14 protein-coding genes are annotated in these 17,027 nt (G+C 39.4%); 9 read left to right on the forward strand and 5 right to left on the reverse strand.

Going from position 1 to position 17,027, the window contains the following annotated elements:
- Positions 1–9 precede the first annotated feature (9 nt).
- On the reverse strand, positions 10–1,035 hold the full coding sequence (locus TW85_RS18830) for an AraC family transcriptional regulator (RefSeq protein WP_046018691.1): 1,026 nt from the start codon (positions 1,033–1,035) through the stop codon (positions 10–12).
- Positions 1,036–1,386: 351 nt separating this feature from the next.
- On the opposite strand from TW85_RS18830, the gene TW85_RS18835 reads away from it, so the two are divergent.
- The 9 genes from TW85_RS18835 (at position 1,387) to TW85_RS18875 (ending at position 10,178) form a co-directional block, all read left to right on the forward strand.
- Positions 1,387–2,862, forward strand: a complete 1,476-nt coding sequence (locus TW85_RS18835) for a methyl-accepting chemotaxis protein (RefSeq protein WP_052702297.1) — start codon at positions 1,387–1,389, stop codon at positions 2,860–2,862.
- An 11-nt stretch (positions 2,863–2,873) separates the two neighbouring features.
- Positions 2,874–3,650 (forward strand): transporter substrate-binding domain-containing protein, encoded by a 777-nt coding sequence (locus tag TW85_RS18840; RefSeq protein WP_046018692.1) that lies wholly within the window; start codon positions 2,874–2,876, stop codon positions 3,648–3,650.
- Positions 3,651–3,743: 93 nt separating this feature from the next.
- A complete protein-coding gene (locus TW85_RS18845; RefSeq protein WP_046018693.1) occupies positions 3,744–4,190 on the forward strand; it encodes a hypothetical protein in 447 nt (148 codons plus the stop codon).
- 167 nt (positions 4,191–4,357) lie between these two features.
- The gene (locus tag TW85_RS18850) at positions 4,358–5,011 is read left to right on the forward strand and encodes a nitroreductase family protein (RefSeq protein WP_046018694.1); all 654 of its coding nucleotides are present in this window, start codon (positions 4,358–4,360) and stop codon (positions 5,009–5,011) included.
- Between the two features lie 227 nt (positions 5,012–5,238).
- Positions 5,239–5,763 carry a hypothetical protein gene (locus tag TW85_RS18855; protein WP_046018695.1) on the forward strand — a complete coding sequence of 175 codons (525 nt, stop codon included), beginning with the start codon at positions 5,239–5,241 and terminating at the stop codon, positions 5,761–5,763.
- A 142-nt stretch (positions 5,764–5,905) separates the two neighbouring features.
- Positions 5,906–6,817, forward strand: coding sequence for a LysR family transcriptional regulator (locus TW85_RS18860; RefSeq protein ID WP_046018696.1), 912 nt, complete (start codon positions 5,906–5,908; stop codon positions 6,815–6,817).
- 166 nt (positions 6,818–6,983) lie between these two features.
- Positions 6,984–7,844 carry a hypothetical protein gene (locus TW85_RS18865; protein WP_046018697.1) on the forward strand — a complete coding sequence of 287 codons (861 nt, stop codon included), beginning with the start codon at positions 6,984–6,986 and terminating at the stop codon, positions 7,842–7,844.
- Positions 7,845–8,121: 277 nt separating this feature from the next.
- Positions 8,122–8,676, forward strand: coding sequence for a PAS domain-containing protein (locus tag TW85_RS18870; protein WP_046018698.1), 555 nt, complete (start codon positions 8,122–8,124; stop codon positions 8,674–8,676).
- Positions 8,677–8,681: 5 nt separating this feature from the next.
- On the forward strand, positions 8,682–10,178 hold the full coding sequence (locus TW85_RS18875; protein WP_046018699.1) for a methyl-accepting chemotaxis protein: 1,497 nt from the start codon (positions 8,682–8,684) through the stop codon (positions 10,176–10,178).
- An 80-nt stretch (positions 10,179–10,258) separates the two neighbouring features.
- Here the strand turns inward: TW85_RS18875 and TW85_RS18880 are convergent, their stop codons facing one another.
- The 4 genes from TW85_RS18880 to TW85_RS18895 form a co-directional block, all read right to left on the reverse strand.
- On the reverse strand, positions 10,259–10,723 hold the full coding sequence (locus tag TW85_RS18880) for a gamma-glutamylcyclotransferase family protein (protein ID WP_046018700.1): 465 nt from the start codon (positions 10,721–10,723) through the stop codon (positions 10,259–10,261).
- 95 nt (positions 10,724–10,818) lie between these two features.
- Positions 10,819–13,029, reverse strand: a complete 2,211-nt coding sequence (gene amt / locus TW85_RS18885) for an ammonium transporter (RefSeq protein WP_046018701.1) — start codon at positions 13,027–13,029, stop codon at positions 10,819–10,821.
- Positions 13,030–13,381: 352 nt separating this feature from the next.
- Complete coding sequence (locus TW85_RS18890) at positions 13,382–15,847, reverse strand: EAL domain-containing protein (protein WP_046018702.1); 2,466 nt, start codon at positions 15,845–15,847, stop codon at positions 13,382–13,384.
- The gene (locus TW85_RS18895; RefSeq protein ID WP_157196989.1) at positions 15,844–16,965 is read right to left on the reverse strand and encodes a substrate-binding domain-containing protein; all 1,122 of its coding nucleotides are present in this window, start codon (positions 16,963–16,965) and stop codon (positions 15,844–15,846) included. The genes TW85_RS18890 and TW85_RS18895 overlap by 4 nt, the downstream gene beginning before the upstream one ends.
- Positions 16,966–17,027 lie beyond the last annotated feature (62 nt).

Consider the following 17,027-nt stretch of genomic DNA (forward strand, 5'->3'; position numbering starts at 1 on the left):
CTTGTTTTTTTAAACTTTACTGTGAGTTAGTCTTCTTCTAAATTGGCTCACGCTTAAGTCATACCATTTATTGAAAGCGGTATAAAAACTACTAACTTCGGTATAACCCAAAATGTCACTTATCTCTAAAATACTAATTTCTGAGTTCGCTAAAAGTTTGGCTGATTGCCTTTTTCTAACTTGATTTAATATTTCTTTGAAACTTGTATTTTCTTTTTGTAAATGACGATAAAGTGTTTGTCGACTAACAAAGAGTTGATGGCAAACTTCATCTATATTTGCTTTTTTAATAGGCAACAAATCTAAGATTAGCCCTTCTACCGTTTCTTTATTTATAACTTTTAAATTGCTTTCTTCTTTATAACTTGTTTTAGCATTTACTATACGACTTTCCAAAAGTTCTTTTAAATAAGGATTAAAGCTAACCACTTTTCTTTCTAATATACTTTTGTCAAAACATATCATATTAGAAGAGGCAGAAAAGTGAATTGAATCTCCAAAAGTAGCTGGATACATATCAACATAATCAGGTTCAGCAAAAGTGAACTCTGCCGTTACGAGTTGTACATCTTGACGAGATAATTTTCTGGCCCAATGCACAAGAGAGCTTAGGTTTTTTTCTATAAGCGCATTAGGATAGCCCTTACTTTCATCGACAGTGAAATGTAGTTCAATCAGGTCTGCTTGAGTTTTCATTTCCCAATGTTCTGAGGAACTGACCCAGTCTAAATGTTGAATATAATTTTCTAGTGCTTCTCTTATGGTTTCGCATTGGCTAACAAGGCTTGCTAACAAGCCTTTAAATGCTGGGTTGATGTAAGCGCCTAGCAGTAAACCATACCCTTTCGTCTGTGCGCTTCTGTCTAAGTATTGCCATAAGTCGATCAGTATTTGTTCATTCGATCTGCCTTCAGTATTAACAAAGTCCTCTTTATTCAGTATGTATTCGTCTTCAGAAAAAAAGGAAAGAGTAGCCGCTGATTCCATCAAACTAAGCACTGATGCAGAAGAAACCGTATTTTCATATTTTTGCATTAAGTGATCCTAACCAATAATAAAAATTGTGTTTTTGAAGCTAAATAAAACCCTTGTAACCAAATAGCAAGATGAGCGATACCAAATACTATAGAAGGGTTCAGTTTTTAGTTTATTATAATTCTGAAAGCAAATATTCGAATTCGAATAATACATAGTCATACATTAATAATATACATTTTAAAATGAATAAGTCCTATGCAAAAATGAATAGATATACTTTTATTATGAAATAAATAGTTTCATTAATTCTCTTGTTGTTATTTAGAACACTTTTTCTCTTTCATTTAAATTAATTTTTGGATGTGGGTTTTTATTGTCTTAATTAAATTATTTATTTAGGTGTTGATAATGAATAAATCAATTTCTCTAAAACTAATCGTATCTATATGGTTAGCTATCTCTGTTTTAATTATCATGTTCTCAATTTATGATTATAAAAAACAAGAAAATGAATTAAAGGAAAGGCAGCACCAAGAAATATTAAGCTCTGGTCAAAGGTTACAGTTAAGTTTACCGAGTTCTATTTGGAATTTTAATGCAGATCTAACCCAGTCTATTTTAAACTCAGAGAAGAACCTCGAATTCATCTCAGACATAAATTTTACCGAAGGAGGAGATGAGTTAATAAATGAGTCTACTGAAGAATATCATTTTATTTTGACCTATCAGAATTCAGGTAAAGACTCTGTTGTCGGCCGTGTTCATATTGTTAAAGATGATACCAGTATAAAAGCTAAGCTAAAGCAGCTACTCCTAGTCGAGTTTATCAAAGCACTTTTCCTAATCAGTATTATCGTTCTATTAGTCCACTTTTTGCTCTCTTACATGGTTATCAAGCCTATCAAATTAATCGTGAATAAGCTTGAAGACATTGCATCGGGTGAAGGTGACCTTACTCAGCGTATTTCACATCTGAATCAAGATGAAATTGGCCAACTAGCGATTTCTTTTAATAGCTTTGTTGATCAAATTCAAAAGCTTGTGTCGCAAATACAAGTTAGCGCAGTAGGGACAAATACACTTTCCAATGAGCTGCAAGAAGTCTCAAGCAAAGGTAAGTCCTTATTAGAGTTTCAACAGGAAGAAACAGATAACCTAGTCAGTGCGACAAAGCAGTTTAGCCTTTCATCCCGTGAAATTGCCGTAAATGTGAAGCAAACGGCAGATGAAGCTCAGTTAGCGAGTAAAGAAACAAAAGCCATCGCCTTGGTCATTCAATCTAGCGTCGTTGCTAATCAAACCTTATCCGAGCATTTAAACAGTGCGACCAAAGCCGTCAGCGTGCTTGAAAATGATGTTCAGGGTATTAGTGCCTTATTGGATGTGATTCGAGCCATTGCAGAGCAAACAAACCTACTTGCCTTGAATGCAGCCATTGAAGCAGCAAGAGCAGGAGAGCAAGGTCGCGGTTTTGCTGTGGTGGCTGATGAAGTAAGGGCTCTCGCGAATAGAACCCAAGAAAGTACCACCGAAATTCAAAAAACGATTGAGAAGCTAGAGCAAGGGACAAACTCTGTTATTGAGATTATTGCCCTATCTCATGGTGTGAGTGAAGAGTCTGTTGATGCGGCTCAAAATGCAGATAGTTTGATTGAGAGTATTCTTAATGCAACTGCGCAAATCAGCTCAATGACAGACAATATTTCTTCCGCGACAGAAGAACAAAACATGGTATCGGATGACCTAGCTAATAATATTTCGAAAATTGTAGAGGCAGGGAAGCAAAGCCTAGAACAACTCTACGATATCAATGATAGATCAGAAAACATTCTTACTTCTTCTAAAAAGTTAGAGCAAAACACTTCCCAATTCCGTGTCAATTAAAAGGTGTATTCATGTTTCAGCTAAAGTCAAAGATACTCGTTTCATCTGCCATTTTGTTTGCTCAGCAGGCTTATGCAGCAGAACCCTTATTGGTTAGTTCGATTGATTGGTGCCCTCAACTCTGTAGTACAGGTGATAAAGAAGGGTATGTTATGGATACGGTAAAGGCTGTTTTTAAAGACAGTCCTTATCAAGTCAAGGTAACGACTTTTCCTTGGTCCCGTGCGATTAAGTCTGTTGAAAAAGGTCAAGCTCAGGCACTTCTAGCGCCAGCAAAGCAAGAAGCACCTAACCTTATGTTTCCAACACAAGAAGTAGGAATTCAAAGGATGTGTTTCTTTACTAAGTCTCACTCTGACTGGACGTACTCAGGGCCAGAATCGCTTACCGGACTAAAAGTAGGCCTTGCCCAAGACACTTCGATAGAAGAACTAAACTCCTTTATTGCTGATAATCCAGATCAGTTCGATTTTATCCCCTATAGCGACAGCTATTTGGATATCAGCATCAAGAAAACCAAGTTCGATAGAATAGATGCATTTTTATTTACCTATAACTCAACTCAATATGAGCTTTCTAATATGCAGCTCAATAATGAATTTAGAGAAGCGGGCTGCACCTCGACTGCAAAAATCTATATGGCCTTTACACCAGATGCGGGACAAACCTCTGACGTAAAAGAAATGATGGATTACTTTGATCAGCAAATGGCATATCTCAAAGCATCCGGCGAAATAAAAAACATTATGGCGAAATATGGATTAAGTGATTGGCAGGATTTCTTATAAAACTGTCTGCTTAATGAGAAGCAAGAAGGGACTAAATTGGTGGTGTCAGTACTGCCAATTTAGTTTTTTATTTTTAAATACTTGGTGACCGCCATGATGGACGCTGTTTTATTAGTCATATTGAATCTCTTGTTTATTTATTCTTTGATTAGTTTGATGGAAAAGAGGCTACACAAGTCCTATCGAGATAAGTACGGTGCACAGATAGAAGAGTTTGAGGCAGTCATTTATTGTTTTCAAAATTTTGATTTTGACAATATTCCCAAGCCCCAAATAAATCAGAATACTGTTTATAACAATCTTCTTATTGTGACTTCATCCTATCTAAAAGCTTATCAAGCACTTGATATGAGTAAAAATCAACTGATTGAATTTTCAGTTAGAAATAAAGAGTTAATCAAATCCTACATAGACGTGCTCGAATCTTTGAAACTATCTACTGCAAAATTTCAAGGGCTAGATCGTGATGCAGAAGTCGCAATGGCTGATGTGATCAATAAAGTTGAAGCTTCAATTAAAAAATTAACCCAAGAATATTAATTTTGCTTTTTATCTTGATATCAAGATAAAAAGCTGTCATTCTAAATATATCTTAACTTCAAGATAAATTTGATTGTCTAGCAAGAGCATCCCATTAGATGTCATTTAAGCATCTAAGGTAGGGATAAAAATTACGCTAAAAACTAATATTCAAGGTAGGGAAAACGATGACAAATCTAGCCGAGTTCAAAGACACAAATTTTATACAAGCTGGTACAGAATCAGTATTAGAAAAACGTACCTCTGTAGGTAAATATGATAAATCTCGCACTATTGATACCAAGCTAGTATCTGAATTAGTGCGATTAGCCAGCTTGGCACCTAGTGCATTTAATCTTCAAAATTGGGAGTTTGTTGCGGTTTATTCAAATGAAGCAAAACAGACTTTGTTTCCTCTTGCCTTCAACCAACCTCAGGTGCTGGATGCGGCAGTGACATTTATTGTGTGCGGTAAAACCGAAGGTTATAAAGAGCTAAGTGACGTACTTCAGGCGTCTGTCGATGCGGGTATTATTAGCTCTGGTGTTCAGCAAACTTGGGTCGATATGGTGACTCAATCTCATGAAAATGATGCCCAAGTTAGACGTGATGAAGCCATGCGTTCTGGCTCCTTAGCATCAATGAGCCTAATGGTTGCAGCGCAAGAGCTAGGTTTGGTTTCTGGTGCCATGGGTGGCTTTGATTCAGAGGCCGTTCAAGCTGCTTTCTCAATCCATGATGCGAGTGTGCCAGTCATGTTAGTGACAGTCGGTTACCCAGCAGAAGGGAACTGGCCTCAAAAAATTCGTAAGCCAGTAGAGCAAGTAATGACACTGGTATAACTTGCTCGAATAGTCCTTCTTTTGATAATTCTTCCAGCCTTAAAATGCCATTATCTGGATTTTAAGGCTTAAATTCTGCTTGTGATTTGGTTAATCAGATTGCAACTAAATCAACTATTCAGCTTTTTCTTTGTTCAATATCATTGCTCGATAAAATGAATTTCCCATACAGGTGAATCACAAGGTATTTACCTTGTATGCATGAGTCACACACAGAGTGAAGAATAATGAAACATGTAATAACGCTAGGCTTATTGATATCCGCTTTACTGGCTAATTCTGCCCATAGTTTTGAAGTCGCTGTTGATCCTGTACCTTTTCTTTTAAAAGGTTACTCTTTGAGTATTGCGCAAACTTTTGGGGATAAGCGCTTTGAAATTGGTGTATTCGGGCTAGAGGCTGACGATGATATCCATGGTAATGATAATTTCGATATGGAGTTTGAAGGCTTTGGTATTAAGTATGATCACCTTTTTAATCATTATGAGGGGGTCTTTATCGGCTGGGAGTTAAACTTTGCAGATGTGACTTATACCCATACCAAAAGCAATGAAGTATTTGATCGCACTGTCATCACGACCGCGCCAAGAATTGGCTATCGATTTGTTAAAAATAACAATTTCACCATCACCCCTTGGTTAGCGTTGGACATCCTACTTTATGATGGTGACAAGGTTGAAAGCCAAGGAGATCGCTATGAAAACGATGAGGTCCAGCTTTTTCCTTCCATCCAGTTTGGATACAGGTTTTAGTATCAGAAATCATTTCTATTTTGTTTAATGGATAAATGGGTATTTAAAATATACAGTGGGCCATGAAAAAAGTGCTGTACCTTCTAATGGAGTTGGAAGGTTTCCTAGGTACTGCTAAATGGGTCTAACTGGAGCGTTATAAATGCGGAATAATCTATGTGATAAACAAGCAAAGCTGAGCATTTGGCTGCAAAGTTTTTATCATATCGCTAGCATAGGTAGCTTCTCAAAGGCCGCGAAAGCACTAGGACAATCGCGCAGTACTTTAGCGAATCATATTGATGAGTTAGAGACACTTTACTCTGTGAGTCTGATTAATCGCACCACACGCAGTTTCGCTTTAAGCCAAGAAGGAGAAGCGCTTTTAGTCCAATGTAAAAAGTTAAACAGAGTGCTATCCGATAGCCATGCCTTGTTATCTGGTTTTTCTGATAACCAAGAAGGTCAATTACGTATCCAAATCCACAGTGTGCTCGATACTAAAAACTTCCATCAAATACTCAGTCTGTACAAGCAAGCTTACCCTCAAGTAGTACTTGATATCGTGGTGAGGCAAGAGCTGGGTGATCTAGTGGAAGATAATATTGATGTGGCCTTAATATTGGGTGATCTTGAGGATACTAGCTATATCAGCCGCGAGTTACTCAGCGTTGGTTCTCATGTTGTTTCTAGCCCAAGCTTTTGGGAAAACAGACAAAAACCTTCTCATCCTAATGAGCTAAAAACCTTACCTTGTATCAATTACCGTCATTGCAAAACAGGAAATAAGTGGAGTTTTAGTGATAAAGGCGAAAGGTTCTTGGTGGATATTGGCCCTTCTCATATGTGTCACTCTGATGAAATGCTGCTCTCTTTTGCCCTCGATGGTTCTGGTGTCACAACCTTGTTGGATTTCACCTGTCGAGAGTATATCGCTGAGGGCAAACTTGAAACCTGCCTTGAAGGTTGGACTTATAACATTCCTTTAAGCGCGCTTTATCAAAGGCGAGATAAAACGCCCTTGCGAGTTAAAGCCTTTGTCGACTTTCTTATCCAACATATGCCAACGCTTTAAGTATTTGAAGTCAGTTGCCTGATTTTCTGACATCTGCTGTCTGAGTAATTGAGAGGATGAACCTGTAGTCTAGGAAGCTAATTAACGAGTGCAGCAAAGCATGCGTTTAAGCTTCAATTTCACCTAGTTTAATCCTATTTGATGACTATGACAGGTTCAGAAAGCTATGCTCCAATATCACCTTAAAATTCTTGCATCTAACCTTATCTGGGGCTCACTACCGCTTTATTTCTTCTTTATTGGAGAATACTCTCCTTTATTTTTATTAACCGTACAGATAAGCAGTGCCTTTGCGACCTTGTTCTTTCTGACTTACTTTTTTACTTCAATTCGTATCAAACTTAGGGACCTGATATTAAGTTTGCTACCCGCAATGATGCTTTCAATTAACTGGGGAGGTTATGCTTTCGCAGTCAAATCAGGGTATGTAATAGAAGCGAGTTATGCCTATTTAATCCTGCCTATTTTGCTCTTGTCAATTAACCTAGTCTTAGGAAAAGATAGACAATTCAGCACCAAGCTTTGTGTCACTCTGACGTTAATTATTCTCGTGATAGAGTGCTTTATAAGTGGTATTTTCCCCCTAATCGGCCTCGGTATTTCACTCTCATTTTTAGGCTATGCGCTTTGGCACACTAAATATCAATTGAACCCTATCAAAAGCCTCTTGCACGAAACCTTGCTTATGCTGCCCGTTTCTATTGTCATCTGCTTTATATATGACGACTCTATCTATAACGACAAGGGGCTGATTGCATTGGGGATAGAGTCATCGTCAGCTTTGTTCTTACTTGGCATATTAACCGTGACACCACTTGCCTTATTCGTCAGTGGTGCCAAGAGGGTTAACTTTAAAATCTTGCCACTTTACCAGTTCATCTCCCCCGTATTAGGCATGCTGTTAGGCATATACCTTTACCATGAACCCTTGGATTCATGGCGTATTGCGGCTTATGTCGCTCTGATATTGATTTTAGTTGTTTATAATTTATATCATCTGAATCGAAGGGAAGAGGCGTTAATCTAGGTCTGATTAGACTAATTTTTTAGCTCCATAGAATCCCCCGCATACTCACTTTGTTTAAACTAATTGCCTGTGCTTTGTTATAGAAAAGCTCAGTTTATGACGATTATCCCTGTCTAATGTCAATCCATGACCCCAGTCAAATCTATATCATATTTATCTTAAGTAAGTGTGAGAGCGCCACTTATTTTTAGCATCTAAATACCCTGCATAATTCAGATCTAGGGTAATGAAATAGGTGCAAACCTGTCTCAATCAGCGCTTATATAAGGTCGAGTATATGCCAAAGAAGAAAGGGCTAATGAAGCAACTCCCTCTGGTAAATGAAGAAGTCTCTATTGGAGACGAGGAGTTTATCGTCAGTAAAACCAATGTCCGTGGACATATTATTTATGCTAATCGGGTGTTTATGGAAATATCCCTACTGAGCGAAGATCAATTAATTAACCTTAACCATAATATTATTCGCCATCCTGATATGCCAAAGGGAGTGTTTAAGTATGTTTGGTCAACCATAAAAAAAGGCCAAGAATTTTTTGGTTATGTGAAAAATCTACGTAGCGATGGTCGTTACTATTGGGTGTTTGCCAATATCACCCCAGAATATGATCAACAAGGTAACCTGCTTGGCTATCTGTCCGTAAGGCGCAAACCGCCAGCTTCAGCGATCAAAGTAATAGAACCAATTTATCAACAGATGTTGAGCATAGAGAGGCAAGCTCATTCAGATAAAGATGCTGTAGATAAGTCACTCGCATTTTTGCAAGAAGAGCTAAAAAGCCAAAACCTAGATTATCAGGACTTTGTTATTAACTTGTTTCACAGGAAGTCGTAAGCAAGATGTCTAATACCTATTCAGCCAAAATCAGTAAAGCCGCGAAAGTTTCAGCCAATATTCCTTTATTGAGAACCAAGGTTAAAATTTATTCTGCCATACTCGCCGTGCTTGCCCTTAGTATGTATATCTATGTGTTTTTCCTGCATGGATTAGATTGGTTTTTAATTGCCACAGCCCTAGTTGTCTCTGTGATATCAGCCAAAATGTACACAGGTTTTCGCTCCTATTTGATCACACTCAATAATATTAACGAGATATTGATTAACGCTAATAAAGGGCAGTTTAATCAGCGTATCACCAGAATAAAAGGGCAGGGAGAAGTCGGAAAAGTCGCTTGGGAGTTAAATGAATTTTTCGACATATTAGAAAACTACTTTAATGAAGTGGATACCTGCTTTAGCTATGCAGTAGAAAACAATTTCTCAAGACCTACGTTTCCAATTGCTTTACCTGGCTTGTTGAAACTCTCCCTTGAGCATATTAATAAGTCTCTGGATGCCATGAGTAAGAATGTTGAGTACATTTCCCAAAACGCCCTCAATAGTGACTTATACGAATTGAATATTAATAACCTGATCAATGATTTACATAGCACTCAGGAAGATTTTACCAAGATCACGAAAGAAGTGTCTCAGGTGGATAAATTGGCAAAAGACAATGTTGCCAATACTCAAACCAGCCGAGCAGCGGTAAAAGAAATAAACACCTCACTCAAGAATATTAATGATAATGCTGTGTCTGTTGTAGAAGTGGTGAATAGCTTAAATCAGGACAGCCAAAAGATAGCCACCGCCTTATCGTCAATCACAGCCATTGCCGATCAAACTAATTTGCTGGCGCTTAATGCCTCTATCGAGGCTGCTCGTGCAGGAGAAAACGGACGGGGCTTTGCTGTTGTTGCTGATGAGGTAAAGGCACTCTCGTCCAATACCAAAGAAATTGCCGATGGTATTTCGAGTATTCTTAACTCCTTCTCACAAAGAGTGGGGGAGATCACCACTCAAGCCGAGCAATCTGTGCACCTCACTACTTCAGCCAATGACCTAATGGGCAATGTAGATGAGAATATTGAAGCCTTGCTAGCCTCTGCCATAGAGACAACGGAATGTGTGAATACGGCGAAAGATCAGGCCTCAGGCTCCTTAGTGAAAGCGGATCTCATGGTGTATAAGCAAAATGCTTATCGCGCTGTGTCGAATGATGATGCGATAGAGAGCCGAGAACTGGTTAGCCTTGATTACCATGAGTGTCAGTTTGGACAATGGTATTACGGTGAACAAGGTGAACACTTTAATAATAGAGCCAGCTTTAGTGCGATCGAATCCCCTTATCAAAATGTACATGAGTCGATTCGCCAAGCGCTTAATCACAGAGATGAAAACTGGCAGGGAGATATGAAAGTACGTAATCATATCGTTGAGAGTATTCGTAAAATGGAAGCATCAAGCCAAGCGCTATTTGGTAAAATTGATGTGCTTGTTTTAGAGAAAACCGCTTAATTTAACGCTAGCGTCAATATGATCAGAGCCTGCTCCCTGAGCAGGCTTTTTTGATTGAGTTTGGTAAGAGTGAGATTCGGTTAGGGTTTGTTGCGGCTAGAGTAGAGCTTTGCGTGTTCTAACAAATACTCTCCCTCAAGCACTTTTCTCACAGACTCTTCAAAGGCTAACTCCCTACATTGCTCATAAGGTTTGCCGTAAACGAAAACGGTAAATATCTCGGCGCTAGATTCGCAGAAGACATCTATTTCAACCCGACGATAGCCGTCTGCTTCATGGATACGCTCCAGCTTATCCATTTCATCCAGTGCTTCTTGATTTACTTCGAATACCTGACCTTTAACAGGGTGAGTCTGAAAGCGCTTGTCTATTTCTTCAGAAAGCTTGGTATCAGGCAAAATCAGCCAAGGAGAGAAGCGTTCGCCAACTAACATAAGTGGTAAGGCTTCCTTAGTGACAAAATCTCCCCGAAAGCGAGTTCCCTTGTTAGATTCAAAGTTAGGAAAGCCACCTTTGAGAGTACCGAACACGAATATCTTGATCATTTTTTTATCCTAGAGGCTTCCATTCGAGCTGAAGGCCTTGTTAGAACTTATGTTACCTAGACCAGCACCTTGATTAATGCTGGTCTAGGTATGATTTAATGAAGTCTTGTACTGGTTTTAAAGCTTGAAGTGACCTCTTCAAAGGATTGAGAGACGTTTGTTAGCGCCTGACTTGAGTTCTCAATAGAGGAGATCTTATTTAAATTCGTGGTACAGGCATTTTCGATATCTTCAACGGCACTGAGCTGCAAAGAAATATTGTCTTTTTCAGTTTGCGCCATTTCATTGATGATACTGTTAGCACTTTGTACCTTGATTATTTCGTCGTTACTTCTGGATAATCGTTCTATTGCTTGGCTCATCAAATTGTTGCTTTCCCTGACTTTTAGCCTGTTATCATCCATTAAGTGATTTGCATGTGTCGTTCTACTTTGCAGGCTGTCAATGACAACACCTATTTCTTGTGTAGCAAGGTTTGTCTTACTGGATAGTTGACGAACTTCATCAGCCACTACTGCAAACCCTCGTCCACTTTCACCTGCACGTGCAGCCTCTATTGCAGCATTAAGCGCCAGTAAATTGGTCTGTTCTGAGATTTCTTGTACCCCAGAGAGAATGTTAACGATTTGATCACTGTCTTGTCTTAGGGCCTGCATAATGTCGTAGGCCTCATCAGCTTTAGCCTGCATTTCAAGCATGGTAGCTTTCATTTCCTCTATCATTTCTAACGATTCGGAAGAGCTGCTTTTTACATGGTTTGACCTTTGCGTGATATCCATCGTGAGATTAGCAAAGTTGTGTAGAGAGTCGTGTAATTCCGCGGTAGATTTGGTGATATTTGCTATGTCAGCTAATTGTTTCTGTACTGCCAGACTTATATCAGAAGAGTCTAGATTCATATTGCTTGTATGGTGTTTTAGGTTGTCTACACCCTGAGAGAAGTTTGTATAAGTCTGCTCAACCTGGCTAAGTAGCCTATTAAACATAACGGCAATATCACCATTTTCAGTGCCATTTTCAACCTCAAGGCGCTTGGTTAAATCGGCAATCGCCTCAGGATTACTGTGAGCATTTACAAACTCTTGCATAGCACTTAGGGTTTCAATGATGCCACTCGTTGCGCCATGCTCCACAATATTCAAGCCTTCTTTTTCGTGCTCGGGTTCAACTCTTAACTTATTAAAGGTTTTTAAGCCCCAAAACATAATTAAGCCAGTTGAGAAGGACCAAGCAAAGACAGCCAATACACCGGTTAATTGAACGGTGAACTGATCAAAGCGCCTGACACTGTTTAAGTTCTCTAGAGGGGCGACAAATGCCAACATTAAGGTACCCACAACCCCTGCGACCCCATGAACTGCAATGGCATTAACAGGATCATCTAACTTGAACACATGTAGCATAATCTCTTCGCTAAAGTAGACAATCGCACCTGTCACTAAGCCAATAATAATGGCACCACTGGGAGTAACGACAGCGCAGCCTGCGGTAATGCCAACCAGTCCACCAATGACTCCACTTAAAATTTTCTCAATGTCGATTGTCTTGCTTTTACTTGAAACTGAAATGACAAAACACATGATGGCAGACGCTGATGCTGCCAACATGGTATTCGCCATTATGCCAGCAATGTCCTTGGTTGCTGCAAGGGTACTGCCACCGTTGAAACCAAACCAACCAAAGAAGAGAATGAAAGTACCAATAACGGCCAGAATAAGGCTATGGCCATGAATTTTCTTTGCTTTACCTTCCGCATCGAAACGACCAATACGAGGTCCAAGCATGATAACGCCAGCGAGACCAACCCAAGCACCAACAGAGTGAACAACAGTAGAACCTGCAAAATCTATCATGCCTTTTTCTGCTAACCAGCCGCCACTTTCCCAGATCCAATGACCAGAAATTGGGTAAATAATTGCGGTTAAAAGCAGCGATATCACAACATAAGACATGAACTGCATTCGCTCTGCCACGGCACCACTTACAATTGTTGCAGCAGTACCAGCAAAGGTTGCCTGAAATACGAAAGAGGCAATATCACTAGGCTCACTTAACCCGTTAAGTATAAATGCACTTGTGCCCCATAAACCCATTGCATCAGTCCCAAACATCAAACCATAGCCAATAAACCAAAAGGCAAAAATGGCGACGACAAAATCCGTCATGTTTTTCATTGCGACATTGATTGAGTTTTTTGCTCTGGTGAGACCTGCTTCAAAGGCCGTGAAACCTGTTTGCATAAACATGACTAGGGCAGCAGAAATCATGATCCAGATAATATCGAGTGTTGGTTGAATTTCTTCCATAGTGGTTCGACTCTTAATTCTTTTTTTAACGGGGTTAAGTGCTTAAACATGCTTTTCTAATGTGACATTTGAGTGATATGAATGCAGGTTTGATGCCGAATAGAGTAAAAATGGAATGAAGTTTTGAAAATCAGCTTAAGTGATTAAAAAAGAAGTGGATTTTAGAAGAGGTGAGAGAGGCTATATTATTTATATTCGAAATTTCTAATGTTTTGGAGGGGCTTATTTATGCTACAAAATAATAAGTGCACCAGTTTATCTCATTAATGTATTTGAGATTTCTTAGTGCACCATTTTAGTTCTTTAGTGAGGTTTTAGCTTGGCTAACGATTGTTAGCTTAGCTTGGTTTATCTACTTATCTCCCTGATTCGCTTCAAAGTATTCCAACCAAGTCGTCACAGGTAGCGGCTTGGAGAAGAAGTATCCTTGTGCACGTTTACAGCCCAGCTTGATAAGCTTATCTAAATGCCTCTGAGTTTCTACGCCTTCAGCAATGACAGATAAATTCAGTATTCTGGCAAGTTTCAAAACGGCATTGGTAATCTCATAGTCAAGCTGTGACGTGTCTAAGTCTTGGATAAAGCTTCGATCCAGTTTTAGGTAATCTGCGGATAAGTTTTTCACCACAGAAAGGGATGAGTAGCCTGTGCCGAAGTCATCAATAGCGATCTTATAACCTTGGGCCCTGAGTGTTTCGATATTTTGCACACAGGTGACAAAGTCTCGCATCATGTCTCTTTCGGTGATTTCTAAAATGAGCTGATGAGGCTGGCAGTTAGTTTGATCAAGAATGTCTTTAAGTTGTTCAGCGAGATCTGGCATATAAAACATGCGAGCCGAGAAGTTCACTGAGAAAAGCACGCCTTCAAGGTTTACGCCTTCTGCTTGCCATTGGCTGATTAAAGAGGCGACTTTCCTAAACACCCATTTATCGATATCGACGATGAGATCTGTTTTCTCGGCAATCTCTAAAAAGTCGACAGGTTGTAGTAGCCCCAATTTAGGGTGCTCCCATCTCACCAGCGCTTCAGCCCCTGTGACACGCTTACTGTGAAGGTCGACTTTAGGTTGGAAGTAAACAACCAGCTCATCGTTTTTAATCGCTTGGCGAAGACCTAAGTTTGTCTCAATAATATCCGTGACCTCTAAGGTCATTTTATCCACATAAATGCGGTACTGATCTTTTCCGTTGCGCTTCGCATGGTACATGGCGGTATCGGCATTTCGAATTAAGGTTTCGTCGTCGTTACCATGGCTTGGGAACTGGCAAACCCCGATACTAGCTGACACAAACACACTTTTATCATCGATATAATAAGCTTTACGCAAGGACTTATTGATACGTTCGAGAATGGCCTCCCCCTGTTGTACTGACTCTTCATCATCGACCACTATCATGAATTCGTCACCGCCCATGCGAGACACAAAACCTATGCCATTTACTAGTTTTTCGAGCACTTTAGCGACATTGATTAGCAGATTATCCCCAGAAGTGTGGCCTAAAGAATCGTTAATGGTTTTAAACTCATCGATATCTAAATAAATTAATAAGAAGGATGAGCTTTGTTCTTTTGCTTTGAGGATTTTTTCATTGAGCTTTTTAGTACCGAGCAGACGGTTTGCTAGACCCGTCAAAGGGTCATGGTGGGCTAAGAAGTCGAAATTCTTTTTCTCTTCATTCAGGTCTGAATAAGCATCGGAAAGGCGCAGTGCCATTTTATTAAAGGTATTCTCGATATGGCTCCATTCATCTGTACGGTTTAAGTTAATGGGTTTATTCACGCCGTCGGACTCTATTCGGTCAAACCCTTCGCTAAGATCATCCAGAGGTTTTCTTATGTGCCGTTTAACCACTAGGCTGACAAGCAAAATAGATAATATAAAGGCGGAAATACTAATCAATATGGCATTGAATCGAGACTGACTTATCTCTTTTTTCAGGTTTTCTGCTAAGGCTAGGGCATCTTTTTGCACATTGGATTCGGTCAGCTCAACCATAGACAAGAGTTCGTTTTGGGAAGTCACTAGGGCATCCATTACAATCCAACGTTGTTTTAAGTTTGCCTTGATACGCCTTAGTGCTGCGTTGTATTTACGCAGGGTTTTCTTCATTTTTTGTTTTTGAATTCTCAGCTCAGCCGTGTTGATATCAACATTCTCGAGATGTAAAAGTAGAATATCTAACTCTTTTTCTACTTCAATGATTAACACTTGTTCTGTTTCTGGTGTGATTCGGCTGTGGATATTGCCTACCATCTTGCCTGTCATCAAGAAGGACTCTCGCAACATGGAAATAAGGTCTAGCTTGTTGTAATAACTCCAGTTTTCACTGTCTTGTGAGTCGACTAACCTTTGGGCTGAGATATGTAACTCTAGCTCGTCAATTTGCTCGGCGAGTAAAGCATCAATTTGTTGGGTTTTCTTGAGTATTCGGTTAAGTGATAAAGAACTACCCAAAAAACGATGGAAGTTATCAATGAAGGAATCCATCTTTTGCGATAGTACTCGGTTCGTTGATAGTTCACGTAGGGTTTGTAGCTCTAAATCAATATGAAAAGCTTCTTCTGAAAGAGTGCTTTCACTAAACAAGAAGGTTTGCTCAAGCAGCTTTACACGAGAGGTTAACTTGAAAACTCGACGGCTGATATCCGAATGCTCAGACAAGACTGTAATGTGTTCATGTGCTTGGGTTTTAAGAGTAGATTCAACAAAATAGAGGGATCTAATCACTATCAGTATCGCAAAACTTACTATCATCAAAGACAGCAAGTTAGAAAAGATGAGACGCTGAGTAATGGTAACTTCTTTTAATTTCATTCACCGCCCCAAATCTTCAAATACACATCTCGATAGCCATTTTTAGGATCATAAATTCCCGAACTTTCACTTGTGATTAAGTCATCCACATTATCCGGAATGACTAAATGAATTGGGGTAGAGTAACCACTAGGTGGGTGATTGCTAAAAGCTCTGTTTAGCTCATCAATAATCTGCCAGCCTTGTAAGTATAAGGGTTCTGGTACAGTCGCAAGCTGAAACTGCTGCTGACTGATTCGCTTATAAGCCGCCTTACTGCCATCACCTGCTGATATGTTGCGAGGGATACCTCTGCTTTCCTCTAATCTAGATTCAAAAGAAGGAATGGCGTAGTCAATATAGAGGTCATTAATGGTTAAAAAATAAGTGATGTTTTCGCCGTATGAATTCCACAGTGTGTTCAAGGTATTTGGCATCTTCTCAGCAATCTGATCTAAGGCTAAAGGCTTCAACTCTAATACTTTGCAAGTGCTGCATTTCTTTAAGGTGTCCACCATAACTCTTGCCTTGATAGAGGCTATTTTATAATTAGGGTCTGTAAAAACAATGGCTTTGGCTTTGCCCTTTGAGTTAACAACAGCAAGTAAAGCGGCGACTTCGGCAACTTCTAAAGGGTCTGTCGTAATATTGGTATATAATCCAAGCTCATCATTCCCGCCTGCTAACTCAGCTGCGTGCCAGCCAACAACCACTATGCCTTGTTTCTTGGCTTGCTCTAAAATGGTCTTATGCCTTAGGGCGTCGATTCCTCCCAAAATAATGGCATCAGGTTGAAAACTAATCGCTTCTCGTAATCCGGCCGCTTGGCGAATTTCCGAACCTCGGCTGTCAATAAACTTTAATTGCCAATCAAGATTAGAGATAGCTTCTGAAATTCCTTTGGCAACACCATAGACACCACCATTTCGTAAATCCGATGCGACAAAAATAATTTTCTTATTGTTAACAAGCTTTGGGCCATCTTTTGGACCATCCCAAACTTGGCTACTTTTGGTGGCTTGTTCTACCTTCTTAATGGCGTAATCCAGATAGTTTTCTGGCGAATTATTGGCGAGAGAATACGAAGCATAGCTGCTTAGAATAATGGCTATAATAGTTAAGAATCTTTTAATTAGCATCTTCTTATATAAGCTTAATTTATCAATATTTATAGTATAAGATAAGCATATTCCACAATCTG

Origin of the sequence: Marinomonas sp. S3726 (assembly GCF_000967665.1) — a bacterium.
In the GTDB taxonomy this organism is placed as follows: domain Bacteria; phylum Pseudomonadota; class Gammaproteobacteria; order Pseudomonadales; family Marinomonadaceae; genus Marinomonas.

Bases quoted from the DNA above. Each gene is read 5' to 3' on its own strand.
- amt (WP_046018701.1), bottom strand. From the start codon at position 13,029: ATGGAAGAAATTCAACCAACACTCGATATTATCTGGATCATGATTTCT.
- TW85_RS18880 (WP_046018700.1), bottom strand. From the start codon at position 10,723: ATGATCAAGATATTCGTGTTCGGTACTCTCAAAGGTGGCTTTCCTAAC.
- TW85_RS18840 (WP_046018692.1), top strand. From the start codon at position 2,874: ATGTTTCAGCTAAAGTCAAAGATACTCGTTTCATCTGCCATTTTGTTT.
- TW85_RS18865 (WP_046018697.1), top strand. From the start codon at position 6,984: ATGCTCCAATATCACCTTAAAATTCTTGCATCTAACCTTATCTGGGGC.
- TW85_RS18895 (WP_157196989.1), bottom strand. From the start codon at position 16,965: ATGCTAATTAAAAGATTCTTAACTATTATAGCCATTATTCTAAGCAGC.
- TW85_RS18855 (WP_046018695.1), top strand. From the start codon at position 5,239: ATGAAACATGTAATAACGCTAGGCTTATTGATATCCGCTTTACTGGCT.
- TW85_RS18845 (WP_046018693.1), top strand. From the start codon at position 3,744: ATGATGGACGCTGTTTTATTAGTCATATTGAATCTCTTGTTTATTTAT.
- TW85_RS18870 (WP_046018698.1), top strand. From the start codon at position 8,122: ATGCCAAAGAAGAAAGGGCTAATGAAGCAACTCCCTCTGGTAAATGAA.
- TW85_RS18835 (WP_052702297.1), top strand. From the start codon at position 1,387: ATGAATAAATCAATTTCTCTAAAACTAATCGTATCTATATGGTTAGCT.
- TW85_RS18850 (WP_046018694.1), top strand. From the start codon at position 4,358: ATGACAAATCTAGCCGAGTTCAAAGACACAAATTTTATACAAGCTGGT.
- TW85_RS18860 (WP_046018696.1), top strand. From the start codon at position 5,906: ATGCGGAATAATCTATGTGATAAACAAGCAAAGCTGAGCATTTGGCTG.
- TW85_RS18875 (WP_046018699.1), top strand. From the start codon at position 8,682: ATGTCTAATACCTATTCAGCCAAAATCAGTAAAGCCGCGAAAGTTTCA.
- TW85_RS18830 (WP_046018691.1), bottom strand. From the start codon at position 1,035: ATGCAAAAATATGAAAATACGGTTTCTTCTGCATCAGTGCTTAGTTTG.
- TW85_RS18890 (WP_046018702.1), bottom strand. From the start codon at position 15,847: ATGAAATTAAAAGAAGTTACCATTACTCAGCGTCTCATCTTTTCTAAC.